The sequence below is a fragment of the Kushneria phosphatilytica genome (assembly GCF_008247605.1).
GTDB classification, from domain to species: Bacteria; Pseudomonadota; Gammaproteobacteria; order Pseudomonadales; family Halomonadaceae; genus Kushneria; species Kushneria phosphatilytica.
The window spans coordinates 253,413-270,962 of record NZ_CP043420.1; the positions used below are offsets into that span (position 1 = coordinate 253,413).

Consider the following 17,550-nt stretch of genomic DNA (forward strand, 5'->3'; position numbering starts at 1 on the left):
GTTGTTATGGACGGCGCCAGGCGCCGCCACGAGTTCTTCGGAATGAGAGCACTCAGCGCTCCACTGCCACGGCCACCCCCTGGCCGCCGCCGATGCAGAGCGTTGCCAGCCCGCGATGCACATCACGCCGTGCCATCTCGTGCAGCAGAGTGACCAGAATGCGTGCGCCGGAAGCGCCGATCGGGTGCCCCAACGCAATGGCGCCACCGTTGACATTGACCCGGGCCGGGTCCCAGCCCAGTTCCTGCTGCACTGCCAGCGCCTGGGCGGCAAAAGCCTCGTTGGCTTCGATCAGCTCCAACTGCTCGATTGACCAGCCGGCACGCGTCAGGCAGCGCTGCGTGGCGGGCACCGGCCCCAGCCCCATGACGGCGGGATCAACCGCGGCCCCGGCGTAGCCGGTCACGGTGGCCAGCACCGGCAGGCCGAGCGATTCGGCGCGTTCGCGGCTCATGATCAGCAGTGCTGCGGCGCCGTCATTGAGCGCCGAGGCATTACCGGCGGTGACGGTGCCATTGTTGGCAAAGGCCGGTTTGAGCCGCGCCAGTGATTCGGCAGTCACACCTTCGCGGGGCTGTTCGTCACGCTCGATGGTGGTGGTCTCGCCACGCCGGCCGTGGACCTCGACCGGTGTGATCTCGGCGTCAAAACGCCCTGCATCGCGTGCTTCGCTGGCGCGGCGCTGGGATTCGGCGGCGAAGGCGTCCTGAGTCTCGCGGCTGATGGCGTAGCGTTCGGCCAGATTCTCCGCGGTAACCCCCATGTGGTAGTTGTTGAAGGCGTCCCACAGCCCATCATGAATCATGCTATCGAGCAGCTCGGCATGGCCCATGCGCAGGCCGGTACGTGCCTTCGGCAGTACATAGGGGGCCAGACTCATGCACTCCATGCCGCCGGCCACGATGGTCTCGGCATCGCCGCAGCGAATCGCCTGTACCGCCAGCTGCACGGCCTTCATTCCGGAACCGCAGACCTTGTCGACGGTCATGGCCGGTACGCCTTCAGGCAGTCCGGCACCGATCGCGGCCTGACGGGCGGTATTCTGGCCGGTGCCGGCACGCAGTACATGACCCATGATCACCTCGTCCACCGTGGCGGGATCAAGTTCGCCGAGTACGGCGCGGATCACGGTGCTACCGAGCTCGGCGGCGGGGACCGTGGCCAGTCCGCCCTGAAAGGTGCCAATGGCGGTGCGCGTGGCACCGGCGATCACGACATCACGCATGCTGGCTCTCCCGTCGATCAAGCAGTTCGCAGCCGGTAGCTTCACGAATCTCTGCGAGGGTCACCTCCGGGGCGAGCTCCACCAAAGCGACGCCCTCTTCGGTAATATCCATCACGCCCATGTCGGTGATGATGCGGTTGACCACGCCCACGCCGGTCAGTGGCAGAGTGCATTCAGGCAGGATCTTGTGCTCGCCCTTCGCGGTATGAGCCATCAGTACCACTACCCGCTGAACGCCAGCCACCAGATCCATGGCGCCACCCATGCCCTTGACCATCTTGCCCGGAATCATCCAGTTGGCGAGATCGCCCTTCTGCGAGACCTGCATGGCGCCGAGGATGGCAAGGTTGATATGGCCGCCGCGGATCATCGCGAACGATTCGGCATTATCGAAAAAGCTGCTCCCGGGCAGCGAAGTCACGGTCTGTTTGCCGGCGTTGATCAGGTCCGGATCGACGGTCTCCTCGGTCGGGAAGGGGCCGATGCCGAGCATCCCGTTCTCCGACTGCAACCAGACATCCATCCCTTCGGGAATGTAATTGGCCACCAGGGTGGGCTGGCCGATGCCGAGATTGACGTAGAAGCCGTCTTCAAGCTCGCCGGCGGCACGTTCGGCCATCTGTTCACGTGTCCAGGCCATCTCAGTTTGCCTCCCTGAGTGTGCGCTTCTCGATGCGCTTTTCCGGATGCGGGTTATGCACGATGCGATGGACGAAGATCCCCGGCAGGTGCACATCATCGGGATCGATGGCGCCGGTCTCGACGATCTCCTCCACTTCGGCCACGCACACTCGGCCGGCCATTGCCGCCAGTGGATTGAAGTTGCGCGCGGTTTTGGCAAAACGCAGGTTGCCGGCGCGATCGGCCACCTGGGCCTTCACCAGCGCAACATCCACCGGCAGCCCGTGTTCCATGACGTAGTGCTCGCCATCGAACTCCCGTACCTCCTTGCCTTCGGCAATTTTCGTGCCGTAGCCGGTGCGGGTGTAGAAGGCAGCAATCCCGGCGCCGCCGGCACGCAGCCGCTCGGCGAGGGTGCCCTGAGGGCAGAATTCGAGTTCCAGTTCACCGGAGAGGTACTGCCGCTCGAACTCCCGGTTCTCGCCCACATAGGAGGACATCATCTTTTTGATCTGACGCGATTCCAGCAGCAGCCCCAGCCCGAAGCCGTCAACACCGGCGTTGTTGCTGGCCACCGTCAGTTCGCGTTTACCGGTATCCCGCAGGGCCTCGATCAGCGCCTCGGGAATGCCGCAGAGGCCGAAGCCGCCCACGGCCAGCGTCATGCCGTCCTCGATCAGGCCGTCGAGTGCCTCATGGGCGGAGGCAAAACATTTGTCCATGATGCGATACGCCTCGCAGTGATGAATGATCGACTGTTCGCTTGCCAGCTGTCAGCGTGCGGTAGCGCGCCACCAGCGGCCAGACGATTTGTTTTATGAGTTGATTGATGCCGTTGATACCCCGGAGGCATGCGCCGAGTCGGACCTCATGGATGAAGCAGCGCTGGCGGGCTGGAAGGTTTCCTGCAGCAGGGTCATGAAGGCCTCCAGTGCCGGGCTCTGTTGCAGTGGCCGGCGCAGCAGGATGCCCAGTTCGCGGGCGATGCCTGGTACCGGGCAGGTCTGTACTTCGCTCCCGAGATTGAAGACTTCAATGCAGGAGGCCGGCAGCAGGGTATAGCCCAGCCGTTCGCGTACCATGGCAATGGCACTGCTCATCTGGGCGATCTCCCAGGCTGGAGAGGTGGCCATGTTTGCTGCCTGCAGGGCCCGATCGGCCAGCGGACGAATGCTGGTGTCGGGGGTGAGGGCGATGTAGGGCAACTCGCCGAGCTGGCGGCGCCAATCCGGTGATTGAGTGCCATTTGCCCTGGGTGTCACAGCGATCAGCTCGTCCTGCCAGAGTGGTGTGAAGTTCAGCAGCCCCTCGTGTTCGGGTCGCGAGGTGAGGGCGATATCCACCTCGCCATCGTTGACCCACTCCTGCACAGCGCGTGCCAGGCCATCGCGGATATCGAGATCGACATGGGGGTGGCGCGTCAGAAACGCCTGGGTCAGCCGGGGCAGACAGGAAGAGGCGACCGAAGGCAGTGCGGCAATGCGAATCAACCCGCGCTGAAGATGCGCCATGGAATGGGCGTCATCGAGGGCCTGTTCCATTTCGGCCAGGATGCGACGGGCATGTTCCAGAAAGTGCCGGCCGGCCGGTGTCAGGCTCACGCCCCGGGTGTCACGGGCAAACAGCGACAGCCCCAGCAGGGTTTCCAGCTTGCGAATCGAGGACGAGAGGGCCGGCTGGGAGAGATGAACCCGATCGGCTGCCCGGGTAAAGCTGCCGAGTTCGGCGACGCTGATGAAAGCCTGCAGCTGTCGTCGCGCAAACATGCTCGCCCCTCATAACTGTTTTGGATGTGTCGATAAAATAAAACAGCTGGTCACCCGAGCGGCACTCCACCATGGTCAAAGGCCTTCTGTCTGGCTGAGCTGCATGACCATGAGTGAACCGGAACTGCTTCATATCGGGTATGGCGCCGGTTTTGCCGGAGATCGACCGGACGCCGCGATTGCGCTGGCACACGATCTGGCCGAACGGCCCGGCCCCCGCTATCTGGCCTTTGAACTGCTGGCCGAGCGCACGCTGGCCGAAACACAGCAGCGCCGACTTGCCGATCCCGAGCAGGGCTATGCCGAACGTCTGTTCGATTTTCTTGATCCGGTGCTGCCCATCTGTCTGCCCGCCGGTATTCCCATCATCACCAATGGCGGCGCAGCGCACCCGGTCGCAGCAGCGCGTCGGCTGCGGGCGACGCTCGAGCGGATCGGCCATGGCGGTGCCCGCATTGCCTGTGTGCTGGGCGATGACCTGCAGGACGCACTCGACCCGCATCATCCGCCGGCCTGGCTGCCTCGGGAAGTGCCGTTCGAGGACATCGTCTCCTGTCATGTCTACATCGGCGCCGAGAGTGTCACCCGGGCGCTTGAAGAGGGCGCCGATGTTGTGATCTGCGGGCGTATTGCCGATCCCTCCATGGCGGTCGGGGCGATCCGTCATGCCTTTGGCTGGTCCGCCACGGATTGGCAGCGCACGGCTATCGCTCTGGCCACCGGCCATCTGCTGGAGTGCTGCACCCAGGTCACGGGTGGCTATTTCGCCGATCCCGGTTTCAAGGATGTGCCTGATCCTGCTCATCCCGGTTGCCCGATCGTCGAACTGAAACGCAGTGGCGAGCTGGTGGTCACCAAAACCGCCGGCTCCGGTGGGGTAGTCAATGCCCGGACCGTGCGGGAACAGCTGCTCTACGAGATCCACGATCCTGGTGCCTATCTCACCCCGGATGGCGTGCTCGATCTGAATGAAGTGACGGTCATCGATCATGGCAATGACCGGGTCGAAGTCACGGGCATTCGTGGTCATCCCGCTCCCGATACCCTCAAGGGCAACCTGGGACTCGGCGGGCTGTGGTTCGGCGAAGCGGGCATTTCCTATGCCGGACCGAATGCGCTGGCGCGGGCGCGGCTGGCGCGCGACATCCTGCTCGAACGCAGCCGCGAACAGTGCCCGCAGCTGTCGCCGCGTATCGATCTGATCGGTGTCTGCAGTGTGCTGGGCGATGACCGGGGTGAGGCACTGGAACAGACGATGGCTGAAGGCGCCACGGGGACGGATGTTCGAGTGCGCCTGGGGGTAGTGGATCGCGATCGAGCCGCCATTGCCCGGCTGCTACAGGAGGTCGAGGCGCTTTATACCAATGGTCCGGCGGGCGGGGGAGGCGTGCGCAAGCGACTGGGGGAATCGCTGCGTACCAGCGCCTTCACCATCGATCGGACGCTGGTCTCCACGACACTGCGCTGGTTCTGAACGCCGCACCATAACGCCGGGAGGCTCCATGCAAGAGACATCCACATCCGCTGATGCCGGCATACCGCTGTTCGAGCGGGCGCATGCCCGTGCAGGCGACAAGGGCAACACGCTGAATATCTCGGTCTTTGTTTTCGATCCACAGGACTACGACTGGCTGGTGCGGGAGCTGACCGAGACGCGCATTCGAGAGCGTTTTGCTGCTCGTCGGCCAAAGGCCGTTCACCGCTATCTGCTCCCTCGGCTGGGGGGCATGAATATCGTGCTCGAGGAAGTCCTCGAAGGCGGGGTCAATGCCAGCGCTGCGCTGGATCGGCACGGCAAGACGCTCGGTTATCACCTGTTGGGAATGACGCTGCCGCGCCATTGAGACGGACCTTCATTCATCCCTGAAGCGAGCAAGACAATGATCACAACGCTTGGCTTTGTGATGATGATCGCCATCATCGCCCTGATTCTCACCCGTCGGCTCAGTCCGATTGTCGCCTTTGCCCTGTTGCCGGTGCTTGTCAGCCTGCTGGCCGGGTTCTCGCCCGGCGAGATCGGGGGCTTCGTCAAGCAGGGGGTACTGGCGGTAGCCCCGACCGCTACCCTGTTCATCTTTGCCATCCTCTATTTCGGCATCATGCGTGAGCGGGGTCTGTTCGACCCACTGGTGGCCTTCCTGCTGCGCCGCACTCGTGGCCGCCCGGTGCGGGTCACGCTGTCCACGGTACTGATTGCGGCCATTGCTCACCTGGACGGCATCGGTGCGGCGACCTTCCTGCTGACCATTCCGGCGCTGCTGCCGATCTACAAGCGTCTCGAGATCAGCCCACTGGTGCTGGTCTGTCTGGTTGGCCTGAGCGCCGGGGTGGTCAACATGGTGCCCTGGGGTGGGCCCACGGCGCGTGCCGCTGCGGTCTCGGGCATTGATGCCACGGCACTTTGGACACCGTTGCTGCCGGTGCAGCTGTTCGGGCTGGTACTGATGCTGGCACTGGCCGGCTGGTTCGGTCTGCGGGCACAGCGTCGGCTGCGCGGGCAGGGACTGGGGGCCGATGATCCCGCGCTGTTGACCCTGCCGGAAAGAAGCTCCGGGTTGAGTACGCAGGATTGGCGCTACTGGGCCAATCTCGGACTGACCCTGCTGGTGCTGGTGGCGCTTTTTACCGGGCTTTTCCCGCTTTATCTGACCTTCATGATCGGGTTGGCGCTGGCACTGCTGCTCAACTACCCCGACCCGGCCCGCCAGGGGGAACAGATCAGCGAGCATGCCGCCAGTGCCCTGCAGATGGCGCTGGTCATGCTGGCGGCGGGCATTCTGCTCGGCGTATTGGCCGGCACCGAAATGTCCGAGGGCATGGCCGATACCCTGATTGCGCTGCTACCGGGGCAGACGGCCGGCTATCTGCATCTGATCGTCGGTGTGTTCGGCGTGCCCCTACAGATGATCTTCTCCCCGGATGCCTACTATTTCGCGCTGATGCCTATTGTCCGGGATGTCTCGCAGGCGGCAGGTGTGCCGCTGGAGGCGGTCGCCCGGGCGATGTTGATCGGCGAGAACACCGGCTTCAGTGTCAGCCCCGTGGTGCCGAGCGTGTATCTGGCCATTGGGCTGGCCAATGTCGAGCTGCGCTCGCACATCCGCTTCACTTTCCTGTGGGCCTGGGGGCTGAGCATCGTGCTGCTCGGCTTTGCCGTGCTCATCGGTGCCGTGCCCGTGTAATCACGGGCGCCTATGCTGAAAGGGCAACCGATTTCATCAACCCGGAAGGACGATCATGCAGACAGCGCAGCGTGTGGCACTGGTCACCGGCACTTCGAGCGGTATTGGCAGAGCCGTGGTGGAAAAACTCTGTCAGACGGGCTGTCAGGTACTGGCGGTGGATGCCAACCCTGACGGCAAGTCCGTGGCCGACGCTGCCGGCGCCGAATTTCATTGTGCTGATCTCACCGATGGCGAGCAGTGCCGTGCTGCTGTCGCAAGGGCAGAGGCGCTGTTCGGCGGCGTCGACATTCTGGTCAACAATGCCGGGATTCAGCATGTTGAACGCCTGGAAACATTCGATGAGGGCAAGTGGCGCACCATCATTGATCTGATGCTGACGGCCCCTTTCATACTGACACAGGCGGTCTGGCCGCATATGCGCAGGCAGCAGTGGGGGCGAATTATCAATATTGCGTCCATTCATGCGCATGTCGCTTCGCCGGGCAAGGCGGCCTATGTCAGCGCCAAACACGGGCTGCTCGGGCTGACCCGTACCGCAGCACTGGAGGGCGGTGAGCAGGGGATTACCGTCAATGCGCTCTGCCCGGCCTATGTCCGCACGCCACTGGTCGAACGTCAGATCGCCGATCAGGCGCGCCTGCATGGGATGGATGAACAGGCCGTCATCGAGCAGATCATGCTGGAGGGGGCCGCCATCAAGCGGCTGATCGAACCGGAAGAAGTGGCCGAAATCGCGGACTATCTCGCCTCCGAGCGCGCTTCGGCAGTCACCGGAGCGAGCTGGGATATCAACCTGGGCTGGACGGCGCGTTAGGTCCTGTTCGAAAAGGGCGGCGCTTGCCCATGCCCATGCGGTTTTAAATATCCGCGCCCTGTGGACCGGTACGCCAGTCCGGTCCGTTTCCTTTTCTTTCCTGCCTTGCCTGACCATCGCTCGATGAGGCGCCGGGTGCGTGGGGCCGAGCATGGTCGTTCGGCGCATACCTGTCGCCGTTTCATGATGAGCATATGTATTAACCAGTGATCATTTGAAACTTTCAAAATCAGCTGGGATTCAGTATTGATTCCAGCAATTTCTTCCTGAACTTATTTGAAGTTTAATAATTTCAATGAACTAACCACTAAAGTCTAGATTACAGTGACCGCCCACTGGGATTTACTGCACTTAAAAATAGTATACATATGGTCACATGGTGATCATATGTAGGCTTCCCGGCTATTGATCAGTGAAGAAAATCGCCCCGGATACCTGGTTATTCAGACATCCGATCATTCAGGAACATGGTTAAGTCAGGAGAGAGGCCATGAAAATCATCAAGGCTGGCATGACGCTGGTGCTCAGCGTACTCACTTCCACAATGCTGGCGACCGCAGTGCAGGCTGCGGAAGGTCCGGGCACCAAAACGGCGGATAGTTATCGCTTCGTGGTGGTGCCGAAAGTGGTGCATCCCTGGTTTGACAAGGTGAATGAGGGTGCCCAACAGGCAGCCGCAGCCATCAAGGCGCAGACCGGCACTGAAGTTAAAATTCAGTACTCTGCCCCACAAAGCGCCAGTGTTTCCGAACAGAATCAGATCATCGAACGCGCCATTGCAACCCGTCCTGATGGTTTGATCATTGACCTGCTTGATCCCAATGGCAATCGCAGTGTGCTTCGGGATGCCAGTAGCCAGGGCATCCCGGTGACACTGTTCGATTCCAGTAATCCGGAAGGCATGAACCTGACGACAGTGGGTAGCGACTTCTGCGAACAGGCCAGAATGGCTGCCAACCGATTGGTGGAACTGCTCGATGGCGAGGGTCAGGTAGCGATCATGATGGGCGTTCCCACCGCACCCAATCATGCTGAGCGTGCGCGTTGTGCACGAGATGTATTCGAGTCCACCAAGGGCATCGAGGTCGTGGCAACCGGTGTCGACAATGATGACATCAACACGGCGCAGCAGCAGGCTTCAGCGATCATGCAGGCCAACCCCGGTATCGATGGTTGGGTAGCCTCCGATGCGGCTGGTCCGGTCGGTATCGGTCAGGCGATCAAGGAAGCCGGCAAGACAGGTAAGGTCAAGCTGGTTGGCCTTGATGATCTCAATCAGATGCTGGCTCTGATCAGGGAAGGCGTAGCGGACTCCTCTTCGGCATCTCGCCCGACCATGCAGGGCTACTGGGCGGTCATCAATATGTGGCAGCACGCCACTGGTGCCGTCACGCCTGATCATATCGATACCGGTAATGTGATGATTACACCGGACAATATCGATTCATATAACAAGCAGTAAGTGCTGATGTGGTTGTTCTGTCGGATCCGTTGATTGTCGATGACAGGTCTGAGTCGAGCCCGGACGCTTGTTGAAGCAGGCGTCCGGGCCGAAGTGGCAAGGAGGAACTGATGGCTTATTTGCACGTGGACCACGTCGGCAAGACTTTTCCCGGTGTCACAGCGCTGGATGATATCGAGCTCGAAATCGAGATGGGCAAGGTACATACGCTGGCAGGAGAAAATGGGGCGGGTAAATCGACGCTGGTCAAGATCCTGACAGGGACCGAGCGCCCAACCTCGGGAAAGGTGATGATTGATGGCAAGGATGCGGCCGAGCATCCACATCTTCACAAGACCATTGCCTACGTGCCTCAGGAAATCAATCTGTTTACCAACCTGACAGTGGCCGAAAACCTGTTCATGCCGTTTTCCCGCTCTCATCACGGTGGACTGCTCTTCCGGCGTCGTCAGTTGGAAGCTGAAGCAGAATCCTGGATTGAGCGTTTCAGGATTGCCGCCCGGCCCGGCGACAAGGTGCGCGATATTTCCGTTTCCAACCAGCAGCTTTTGCAGATTGCGCGCGCCTGCACCAACGAATCCATGAAGATTCTGATACTGGATGAACCGACTTCATCACTGACGGAAACCGAGGTGGAACGGGTATTTCGCGTGGTGCGTGATGTGGTGGAGAAAGGGTGCGGCGTGGTGTTCATTTCGCACAAGTTCGATGAAATGTTCGCGATCAGTGACACCATCAGCGTACTGCGTAATGGGAAAAAGGTGGGTTCCCAACCGGCTTCGCAAATTGACCACGATCAGCTGATAAAAATGATGTCGGGTCAGGAAATCAAAACCGATGCCAGGCTACAGCCGAATGAAAATGATGGTACCAGTGAAGTGCTGCTTGATGTTTCGGGGTTAAGCGGCAAGGGATTCGAAAACGTTTCCTTTCAGCTGCGTCGGGGCGAGATTCTGGGTTTTGCCGGCCTGGTGGGGGCAGGTCGTTCCGAAGTCATGCAGACATTATTCGGATTTCATCCTGCCCGTGCCGGCAAGGTGCAGGTCGAGGGAAAGGCATGGCAGCTTGGCGATACCAGTAACTCCGTTCGTAATGGGCTGTTTTATCTTTCCGAAGAACGCAAGTATCACGGCATCTTTCCCGGACAGAGCGTGCGCAGAAACATTGGCATGGCACTGTTCGGTGAGACGGCAGCCGGCGGCGTCATCAATGCTCGCAAGGAGCGCAACCGGGTCAGCACGATCGTGAAGGATTACGATATCAAAACCCCGACCCTTAACAAGGACATTGCCTTTCTTTCCGGCGGAAATCAGCAAAAGGCGATCATTGGTCGGGTGATGGCGTGTAATCCCAAAGTGATCATTTTTGATGAGCCCACCAAAGGCATCGATCTTCGGACCAAAATGGAGATTTACCGGCTAATGAAGGAGTTGGCCGAAAGCGGCGTTGGCATCATCCTGGTGTCATCGGAAATGGATGAAATTCAGCGCTGCGCCAATCGAATCATCACCATGTATGAAGGGCACGTCAGTGGTGAGTTTCATATTGATGATGCCAGCAGTGAAGAGCTGGTAGGTGCCATTCATGGTCACGGTGGAGACGGACATGCTGCGTAAAATGACGGGAGCAATGAGCAGTAATCCGCTCAGTGGTGTGATCGGTGTGCTGGCGATCATATTGATCGCTGCTTCCTTCCTGTCAGAAAACTTTCTGAATAGTTACAACCTGATCATTATCGCCAGAACACTGGCATTCATTGGCCTTATTACCATCGGTCAGTCAATGCTGATGATCCTTGGGGAACTGGATCTTTCCCTGGGCGCTATTGGAGGATTTTGTGGTGTTATCGGCGGCATATTAATGGTGCAGCTGGGCCTGGATCCGTGGCTATCCTTTGCCCTGTGCCTGGTAGTCGGTGCACTGTTCGGGTTGATCAACGGGTTGCTGGTGACATTGTTGCGCCTGCCCTCGCTGGTTTTGACTATCGGTATGGCCGGGGTCTATGGCGGTCTGAACCTGGTGCTGACAAAAGGCGTCGCGATTACCGGTATTCCTTCCGAGATAGGTTTCATGGGGAGTGGGACCTGGCTGGGTATGCCGGTGCCCTTCTGGGTCATGCTGGTGTTTTTGGCCCTGGCCTGCTTTATAACGCTGAAGACCCCTTTTGGCCGCTACATGTATGCCGTGGGCAGCAATCTCCCTGCGGCCAGGATGTTGGGTATCCGTACGGATCGGGTGCGCGTCGGTGTATTCGCCTTTGCCGGTTTCCTGGCCGCTCTGGCGGGCATGCTGATGGTAGCGAGACTGGGCTCGGCGCAACCTTCCATTGGTGATTCCTGGGTGCTGGGGCCAATCGCCGCTGCGGTGATTGGTGGGGTACCCACGACTGGCGGGACCGGGACACCACTGGGAGCAATCTTTGGTGCAGCCATCATTGGTGTGATCAGTAATATTATTGTACTGCTTGGGGTGTCCCCTTACTGGCAGGCGATGGTTACTGGCGCCATTGTGGTGATCGCCATTGCGTTTGATTCAATTTCACGTCGCTATTTCAAGCAGAATTGATGTCTTTCGTGAGTTGATCCCGGCTTAAAAGAGTGTGCACCGAAAAGGGCACCAATACTGATCCGAGGGCCCTGGGGCCACTGGCAGGTCTTCGGTAAAACCGGTAATTGCAATGCAGTGACAGTGCCATGCTCTGTCTGGGAGAGGCAGGGCATGGCCCCCGGTCATGGATGCGTCCTTCACTATCCACCTGGCCGCTACGGTTGGCGGGTCATCCCGACAGAGGGATGGCACCCCGCTGTTGCGGCCGTCAGTGTGCGAAAGTGTGCAACGCCCTGAGCCATGATTTGGGGGAGTGCCAAAGAGGTTGCTACGCTTAACCCGAGTTGAAGACATTCATCAGGGAAGTGTTGAAAGGAGGCCACGGAATGGCTGACGAGCGCAATCCGACCCGCAACTTCGATAAGCCGCAGGTCACTGACGAACCGAAGCCACCCTATCCGAAGCAGCGTCAGCGACAGCCCGGACATGGGCTGGAATCCGAAATGGAGCCGTTGCCGCGCTATCTCTCTCCGCGCTACAAGGCAGCCGGCAAGCTGGAAGGCAAGGTCGCGCTGATTACCGGCGGCGACTCCGGCATTGGTCGCGCCGTGGCAGTGCTCTATGCCCGCGAAGGGGCCGATGTAGCGATCGTTTATCTGCCCGACGAACAGCCCGATGCTGATGAAGCCAGGCAGGCCGTCGAGAACGAGGGACGTCGCTGTCTGCAGATTCCCGGTGATCTCAGCGAACAGTCCTTCTGTCAGGAAGCGATCGAACGAACGGTGAGTGAGCTTGGGGATCTCAATATCATGGTCAGCAATGCGGCCTATCTCAACAGCAAGCAGTCGCTGGAAGAGATGACCGCCGAGGACTGGGATCGCACCTTCAAGGTCAACGCCTATGCCTACTTCTATCTGGTACAGGCTTCGCTGCCGCATCTGAAGGAGGGGGATGCCATCATCGCGACCATTTCGGAAGAGGCGATGAAGGGCAGCCGGGTCATGATCGACTATGCCGCCAGCAAGGCCGCCATGGTGGGCTATACCAAATCGATTGCGCCGCACCTGGCCGAGCGCGGTATTCGCATCAACATGGTCGCTCCGGGGCCGACCTGGACCTCACTTAACGTCGCCGATCAGGGCATGCCGATGGAGCGTATCCACAATCTCGGCGACGAGAAGGCGCAGAGCACCATGTTCCAGCGTGGGGCACAGCCTGAAGAGATGGCGCCGACCTATGTCTATCTCGCCTCGGATGCCGACTCCAGCTTCACCATGGGCGAGCTGATCGCCGTGACCGGCGGAATCACCGCGACCCGCTAGGCAACCCGCCGGGTCTGTTGGCCCGGCGTCACAGGATGGACGGTCAGGCGGCGATCGGCATTGTCGATCGCCGCTTTTGTCTGCCAGCGAACCGGCTCAGACAATATCCAGACGCTGTTTGTGATCCGGTGGGGGGAACGCCTCATCGAGCTGCGCCAGTGCCTCGTCATTGAGTTCAAGCGTCAGCGCGGCGGCGTTGTCACGGATATGCTCGGGCTGAACGGCCTTGGGGATTGCCATTACCGGGCGTCGGCCGGCCTGCTCGCGAATGGTCCAGGCCAGCAGGAGTTGCATGGGGGAGACGGCGTATCGATCGGCGATCTGGCGGACGGCCTCGCTCTCGATCAGATATCGGCTTTGCCGGCCGCCCTGGGCGACCGGGCAGTAGGCCATGACCGGAATGCCCTGTTCGCTCAGCGTCGGCAGCAGATCATATTCGATGCCCCGCGAGCCGAGGTTGTAGAGCAACTGATTGGTCTGGCAGGCAGCACCGCCGGGTAGTTCGAGCAGCTGCTGCATGTCGTCGGTATCAAGATTGGAAACGCCCCAGCGGGCAATCTTGCCCTCATCGATCAGCTGCTCGAAGGCCTCGAGGGTCTCTTCCAGCGGGGTGCCGCCACGCCAGTGCAGCAGGTAGAGATCGATCTGCTCGAGACCGAGATGCTGCAGGCTGCGTTCACACGCCTCGATGGTCCCGCGGCGGGAGGCATTGCTCGGCAGTACCTTGGAGACCACGAAAGCGTCATCGCGACGATCCCGCACTGCCTCGCCAACGACCTCCTCCGAGCGCCCGCTGGCATACATCTCGGCGGTATCGATCACCCTCAGGCCCAGATCGAGTCCCTGACGCAGGGCATCGACTTCCTCCTCACGGGTGTAGCGTCCTTCGCCCATGTGCCAGCTGCCCTGACCAATGGCGGGCAAACTGGTTCCATCCGGCAGCTGAATCTGCGGCAGACTCATGACCTCTCTCCTGTTGCGGGTGACACGATGCCTGTCGTCAGTGTAGCAAGTCGGCCATGACGGCCATTGTGACGGATCGGCGCCCTGGACCCTGGCTGAAAAGTGCCTGACCATCGCTCGACGACTTTTCAGGCAGGGGCCTGGCCGTGTTGGTGGGGCCGGGTCGATGCGATACTGATGGACATGAATGACGCACGACATTTCGATCAGGAGAGGCAGTAATGGACGATAACGCCCGCGCGGCGAGCGAGAAACGCTGGCTGACGCTGGTCGGCATCGGCGAGGAAGGCATCGAAGGGCTGGATGGCCGGGCCCGTGAAGCGATCAGTGCCGCCGAGGTAGTCTTCGGTGGAACACGCCATCTGGCACTGGCCGCCACCCTGATCAACGGTCAGCCGATTGCCTGGCCGTCGCCGCTCAGCGAAGGCATCGAGTGGCTGCTCGGGCATCGTGGTCGGTCGGTGGTGGTGCTGGCCTCCGGTGATCCCTTTCATTATGGCATCGGGGCGACACTGACACGTCATGTGCCGGCCGAGGAGATGCGTGTATTTGCGGCCACCTCGGCCTTTTCGCTGGCCTGTGCCCGCATGGGCTGGCCGATGCAGACGACCCGGCTGATATCGCTGCACGGCCGGCCGCTGGAAGCGATCCACCCCTGGCTGCACGAAGGCGCCCGGCTGGTCGTCCTGACCAGTGACGGAGAAGCACCGGTCGCCATCGCTCAACGCCTGGTCGAGCGCGGCTTCGGCAGCAGCCGAATACGCGTTCTTGAAGCGCTGAATGGTCCACGGGAGCGCAGTCATGAAAGCTCTGCGGCAGAACTGGCGAAAGCCGATCGGGAGATCGATCCGCTTAATGTACTGGCGGTCACGATTGCCGCTGATGCCCGCGCCCGGGTGATTGCGCTGGCGCCCGGGCGGCCGGATGAGGCCTTCGAACACGATGGTCAGATTACCCGGCGCGATATCCGGGCGATGACCCTGGCACGCTTGGCGCCCCGGCATGGCGAGCGGCTGTGGGATATCGGGGCTGGCAGTGGCTCGATCGCCATCGAATGGCTACTGTGCGACGATTCGCTGGACGCGGTGGCGATCGAGGCCGATCACGAGCGGGCCGCGCGTATTGAACGCAATGCCGCCTCCATGGGCGTGCCACGCCTGACGGTGATCGAAGGGCGAGCCCCACAGGCGCTGGCCGAGCTGGCCGAGCCTGATACCATTTTCGTCGGCGGTGGGGCCTCGGATACCGAGTTGCTGGCGCTGTGTATCGATCGGCTCCGGCCGGGTGGCCGGCTGATTGCCAATGCCGTGACGCTGGAAACCGAACTGGCGCTGGGCGAGTGCTACCGGATGCTGGGTGGCGAGCTGACCCGGCTGAGTCATGAGCAGGTGGCACCACTGGGCGGCATGACCGGTTGGACGCCGGCCCGAACCATCGTCCAGTGGTGCTGGCACAAGCCCCACGATTTCAGTGCGGCGCCGTAGGCGTCACAGCCATGTTCAAGCGGAGACCAGGGTGACAGTTCACTTCATCGGCGCCGGCCCCGGCGCTGCCGATCTGATGACCATCCGTGGCCAGCGCCTGCTGGCGCGCTGCCCGGTCTGTTTGTATGCCGGCTCGACCGTGGCCGAAGAGCTGCTCGATTACTGCCCCCCGGAGGCGCGGCGGGTGAATACCGCCCCCCTCGATCTCGAGGCCATCGAGGCCGAATATGTGCGTGCCTTCGAAGCCGGAGAAGAGGTGGCGCGGCTGCACTCCGGCGACCTGTCGGTCTATTCGGCAGTGGCCGAGCAGCTGCGCCGGCTCAAGGCGCGAGGCATCCCGTGGACACTGACACCGGGTGTGCCGGCGTTTTCGGCTGCGGCCGCGGCACTCGGTCGGGAACTGACGGTGCCCGAAGTGGCGCAGAGTGTCGTGCTGACGCGGCTCTCCGGGCGGGCCTCGAAAATGCCCGAGGCCGAACAGCTGGAGCGTTTCGCGGCTACCGGTGCGACACTGGCGATTCACCTGGCGGTCCATCGGCTGGAGGAGATCGTCGAGCGGCTGATGCCCTTTTACGGCGGGGCGTGCCCGGTCGCGGTGGCCTATCGGGCCAGCTGGCCGGATGAGCGTATCGTCACCGCCCGACTGGACGGCATTGTAGAAGCGCTGGTGACCGATCCCATCGAGCGCAGCGCCCTGATTCTGGTCGGCCCGGCGCTGGCGGTCAGCGAGTTTCGCGACAGCGCGCTCTACGAAGCCGGCTACTGCCGGCGCTTTCGACACACCAATGACTGATCAGCGGATGATTTCATGGAGAATGACCTGCCGGACAGCATGCGAGGCGATGACGAAACGCTCTATCGCTTTCGCGAACATCGCCTCTCGTGGCTGGCCTATCTGAACGTATTGCTCAAGGGGGTGATCGCCTGCGCCATCGGCGTCGCCTTCATGCTGTTCAACCGCTGGGTCACCCTGACGCCGCTGATGGCACAGCTGCTGTTCGCCGGTGGTGCGGCCATCGTGCTTTTTGCACTGGGGCTGGTCATTTACCGGGTGCTTTATATCCGGCGCGTGCGGCTCTATTCGGATCGTGACGGGGTCTGGTGCTATCGCGGCATTCTGCCGTGGCGGCGCGGGGTCATCGGCACCAACTGGCGCGATCTGCGTCAGGCCAGCTATGGCACCGGCTTTCTGCGCTGGCTGACGAAGGCCTATCCGATCCAGGTCGACAATCGTTTTACCGATACCGATCCGATTGTGCTGGCGAACGTGCACCGCGGTCACGAGTTCGTCGGCCACGTCAACGCCTGGCGCAATCGCATGCTGCGTCAGGTCGAGCACGAGCCCTGACGCAGTCTCGTTGCATAGGGGCTCAGGCCACCTGCTGGCGCAAATCTTCGAGAACCCGCCGGCCGCGAATGCAGTCGGCTTCGTGGGGTTCATCAACCCAGGGTTCGCGAATGCCCTGTTCAATCCATTCGGCCACAGCCGGTTGGTCCAGCAGCCGCTCGGCATAGGCCATGGAGGCGGGGCCGAGTCTGAGTCCGTAGCCGCGAATGCGCACCGCGACCGGCGCATAAAAGGCATCCACGGCGGTGAAATGCTCGCCGGCCAGCCATGGACCGCCAAAACACGCCAGCCCTTCCTGCCAGAGCGCATCAAGACGCTCGAGATCGCGGGTCAGTGCTTCGCTCGGCGTGCCGAGCTCGATGCGCAGGGCGCAGTTCATTGAGCACTCATCGCGCAGGGCGGCAAATCCTGCATGCATTTCGGCAGTGGCCGAGCGCGCCCAGCTGCGGGCTTCGCGCTGAGCGGGCCAGACGCCGGGATAGGCTTCGGCGAGGTATTCGACAATCGCCATGGACTCCCAGATGACCTGATCGTGATCATGCAGGCAGGGTACCTTGCCGGTGGGTGAGAAGGCCTCGAAGGCACGCTGGCGCCCGGCGCCCTCGAAGGGGGTCAGCACTTCCTCGAAATCGATGTCGAGCGCGCGCATCAGCACCCAGGGACGCATCGACCAGGAGGAGTAGTTCCGGTTGGCAATGAACAGGCGGTAATTCATGAGTGTTCTCCCCTCAAGGCGGTGACGCTCTATCTTCCCAGCCCGGACGAGCGACGGCCAGCATTTCATGAGGGCGAGCTGAAACTCGGCTGCACGAA

The 17,550-nt window shown here is 61.4% G+C and carries 17 protein-coding genes; 11 read left to right on the forward strand and 6 right to left on the reverse strand.

What is annotated here, in order from left to right; all coding sequences use genetic code 11:
• Positions 1-52: 52 nt before the first annotated feature.
• The 4 genes from FY550_RS01125 to FY550_RS01140 form a co-directional block, all read right to left on the reverse strand.
• A complete protein-coding gene (locus FY550_RS01125) occupies positions 53-1,225 on the reverse strand; it encodes an acetyl-CoA C-acetyltransferase (RefSeq protein WP_149054300.1) in 1,173 nt (390 codons plus the stop codon).
• Positions 1,218-1,865, reverse strand: a complete 648-nt coding sequence (locus FY550_RS01130) for a CoA transferase subunit B (RefSeq protein WP_070980842.1) — start codon at positions 1,863-1,865, stop codon at positions 1,218-1,220. Before FY550_RS01130 ends, FY550_RS01125 begins: the two co-directional genes overlap by 8 nt.
• A gap of 1 nt (position 1,866) precedes the next feature.
• Positions 1,867-2,568, reverse strand: a complete 702-nt coding sequence (locus FY550_RS01135; RefSeq protein WP_070980845.1) for a CoA transferase subunit A — start codon at positions 2,566-2,568, stop codon at positions 1,867-1,869.
• 93 nt (positions 2,569-2,661) lie between these two features.
• Positions 2,662-3,612: a LysR family transcriptional regulator gene (locus FY550_RS01140; protein WP_070980847.1), complete on the reverse strand. Its 951-nt coding sequence runs from the start codon at positions 3,610-3,612 to the stop codon at positions 2,662-2,664.
• Between the two features lie 109 nt (positions 3,613-3,721).
• Here FY550_RS01140 and FY550_RS01145 point away from each other — a divergent pair, with 109 nt between their 5' ends.
• The 8 genes from FY550_RS01145 to FY550_RS01180 all read left to right on the forward strand — a co-directional run bounded on the left by FY550_RS01145 (position 3,722) and on the right by FY550_RS01180 (position 12,942).
• Positions 3,722-5,086: an acyclic terpene utilization AtuA family protein gene (locus tag FY550_RS01145; protein WP_199287829.1), complete on the forward strand. Its 1,365-nt coding sequence runs from the start codon at positions 3,722-3,724 to the stop codon at positions 5,084-5,086.
• A 28-nt stretch (positions 5,087-5,114) separates the two neighbouring features.
• Positions 5,115-5,456, forward strand: coding sequence for an AtuA-related protein (locus FY550_RS01150; protein ID WP_070980853.1), 342 nt, complete (start codon positions 5,115-5,117; stop codon positions 5,454-5,456).
• 36 nt (positions 5,457-5,492) lie between these two features.
• Positions 5,493-6,794 (forward strand): CitMHS family transporter, encoded by a 1,302-nt coding sequence (locus tag FY550_RS01155; RefSeq protein WP_070980855.1) that lies wholly within the window; start codon positions 5,493-5,495, stop codon positions 6,792-6,794.
• A gap of 55 nt (positions 6,795-6,849) precedes the next feature.
• A complete protein-coding gene (locus FY550_RS01160; protein WP_070980858.1) occupies positions 6,850-7,611 on the forward strand; it encodes a 3-hydroxybutyrate dehydrogenase in 762 nt (253 codons plus the stop codon).
• Between the two features lie 490 nt (positions 7,612-8,101).
• The gene (locus FY550_RS01165; protein WP_199287830.1) at positions 8,102-9,073 is read left to right on the forward strand and encodes a substrate-binding domain-containing protein; all 972 of its coding nucleotides are present in this window, start codon (positions 8,102-8,104) and stop codon (positions 9,071-9,073) included.
• Positions 9,074-9,183: 110 nt separating this feature from the next.
• The gene (locus tag FY550_RS01170; protein ID WP_149054301.1) at positions 9,184-10,689 is read left to right on the forward strand and encodes a sugar ABC transporter ATP-binding protein; all 1,506 of its coding nucleotides are present in this window, start codon (positions 9,184-9,186) and stop codon (positions 10,687-10,689) included.
• On the forward strand, positions 10,679-11,638 hold the full coding sequence (locus tag FY550_RS01175; RefSeq protein ID WP_084388245.1) for an ABC transporter permease: 960 nt from the start codon (positions 10,679-10,681) through the stop codon (positions 11,636-11,638). Before FY550_RS01170 ends, FY550_RS01175 begins: the two co-directional genes overlap by 11 nt.
• A gap of 368 nt (positions 11,639-12,006) precedes the next feature.
• Positions 12,007-12,942: an SDR family oxidoreductase gene (locus tag FY550_RS01180; RefSeq protein ID WP_070980865.1), complete on the forward strand. Its 936-nt coding sequence runs from the start codon at positions 12,007-12,009 to the stop codon at positions 12,940-12,942.
• 96 nt (positions 12,943-13,038) lie between these two features.
• Here the strand turns inward: FY550_RS01180 and FY550_RS01185 are convergent, their stop codons facing one another.
• Complete coding sequence (locus FY550_RS01185; protein ID WP_149054302.1) at positions 13,039-13,905, reverse strand: aldo/keto reductase; 867 nt, start codon at positions 13,903-13,905, stop codon at positions 13,039-13,041.
• A 221-nt stretch (positions 13,906-14,126) separates the two neighbouring features.
• Here FY550_RS01185 and cbiE point away from each other — a divergent pair, with 221 nt between their 5' ends.
• Genes cbiE through FY550_RS01200 form a run of 3 tightly spaced genes read left to right on the forward strand, consistent with a single transcriptional unit; the run spans position 14,127 to position 16,737 of the window.
• A complete protein-coding gene (gene cbiE / locus FY550_RS01190) occupies positions 14,127-15,389 on the forward strand; it encodes a precorrin-6y C5,15-methyltransferase (decarboxylating) subunit CbiE (RefSeq protein WP_070980867.1) in 1,263 nt (420 codons plus the stop codon).
• A gap of 31 nt (positions 15,390-15,420) precedes the next feature.
• Positions 15,421-16,182: a precorrin-4 C(11)-methyltransferase gene (cobM, locus tag FY550_RS01195; RefSeq protein ID WP_070980869.1), complete on the forward strand. Its 762-nt coding sequence runs from the start codon at positions 15,421-15,423 to the stop codon at positions 16,180-16,182.
• A gap of 15 nt (positions 16,183-16,197) precedes the next feature.
• Positions 16,198-16,737: a hypothetical protein gene (locus tag FY550_RS01200; protein ID WP_084388246.1), complete on the forward strand. Its 540-nt coding sequence runs from the start codon at positions 16,198-16,200 to the stop codon at positions 16,735-16,737.
• A 22-nt stretch (positions 16,738-16,759) separates the two neighbouring features.
• On the opposite strand, the gene FY550_RS01205 is transcribed toward FY550_RS01200, so the two are convergent.
• A complete protein-coding gene (locus FY550_RS01205; protein ID WP_070980871.1) occupies positions 16,760-17,452 on the reverse strand; it encodes a glutathione S-transferase family protein in 693 nt (230 codons plus the stop codon).
• Positions 17,453-17,550 lie beyond the last annotated feature (98 nt).

What these genes read in the sequence shown, in the direction of transcription:
- FY550_RS01125 (WP_149054300.1), bottom strand. Translation starts at nt 1,225, where the DNA reads ATGCGTGATGTCGTGATCGCCGGTGCCACGCGCACCGCCATTGGCACC.
- FY550_RS01130 (WP_070980842.1), bottom strand. Translation starts at nt 1,865, where the DNA reads ATGGCCTGGACACGTGAACAGATGGCCGAACGTGCCGCCGGCGAGCTT.
- FY550_RS01135 (WP_070980845.1), bottom strand. Translation starts at nt 2,568, where the DNA reads ATGGACAAATGTTTTGCCTCCGCCCATGAGGCACTCGACGGCCTGATC.
- FY550_RS01140 (WP_070980847.1), bottom strand. Translation starts at nt 3,612, where the DNA reads ATGTTTGCGCGACGACAGCTGCAGGCTTTCATCAGCGTCGCCGAACTC.
- FY550_RS01145 (WP_199287829.1), top strand. Translation starts at nt 3,722, where the DNA reads ATGAGTGAACCGGAACTGCTTCATATCGGGTATGGCGCCGGTTTTGCC.
- FY550_RS01150 (WP_070980853.1), top strand. Translation starts at nt 5,115, where the DNA reads ATGCAAGAGACATCCACATCCGCTGATGCCGGCATACCGCTGTTCGAG.
- FY550_RS01155 (WP_070980855.1), top strand. Translation starts at nt 5,493, where the DNA reads ATGATCACAACGCTTGGCTTTGTGATGATGATCGCCATCATCGCCCTG.
- FY550_RS01160 (WP_070980858.1), top strand. Translation starts at nt 6,850, where the DNA reads ATGCAGACAGCGCAGCGTGTGGCACTGGTCACCGGCACTTCGAGCGGT.
- FY550_RS01165 (WP_199287830.1), top strand. Translation starts at nt 8,102, where the DNA reads ATGAAAATCATCAAGGCTGGCATGACGCTGGTGCTCAGCGTACTCACT.
- FY550_RS01170 (WP_149054301.1), top strand. Translation starts at nt 9,184, where the DNA reads ATGGCTTATTTGCACGTGGACCACGTCGGCAAGACTTTTCCCGGTGTC.
- FY550_RS01175 (WP_084388245.1), top strand. Translation starts at nt 10,679, where the DNA reads ATGCTGCGTAAAATGACGGGAGCAATGAGCAGTAATCCGCTCAGTGGT.
- FY550_RS01180 (WP_070980865.1), top strand. Translation starts at nt 12,007, where the DNA reads ATGGCTGACGAGCGCAATCCGACCCGCAACTTCGATAAGCCGCAGGTC.
- FY550_RS01185 (WP_149054302.1), bottom strand. Translation starts at nt 13,905, where the DNA reads ATGAGTCTGCCGCAGATTCAGCTGCCGGATGGAACCAGTTTGCCCGCC.
- cbiE (WP_070980867.1), top strand. Translation starts at nt 14,127, where the DNA reads ATGGACGATAACGCCCGCGCGGCGAGCGAGAAACGCTGGCTGACGCTG.
- FY550_RS01200 (WP_084388246.1), top strand. Translation starts at nt 16,198, where the DNA reads ATGGAGAATGACCTGCCGGACAGCATGCGAGGCGATGACGAAACGCTC.
- FY550_RS01205 (WP_070980871.1), bottom strand. Translation starts at nt 17,452, where the DNA reads ATGAATTACCGCCTGTTCATTGCCAACCGGAACTACTCCTCCTGGTCG.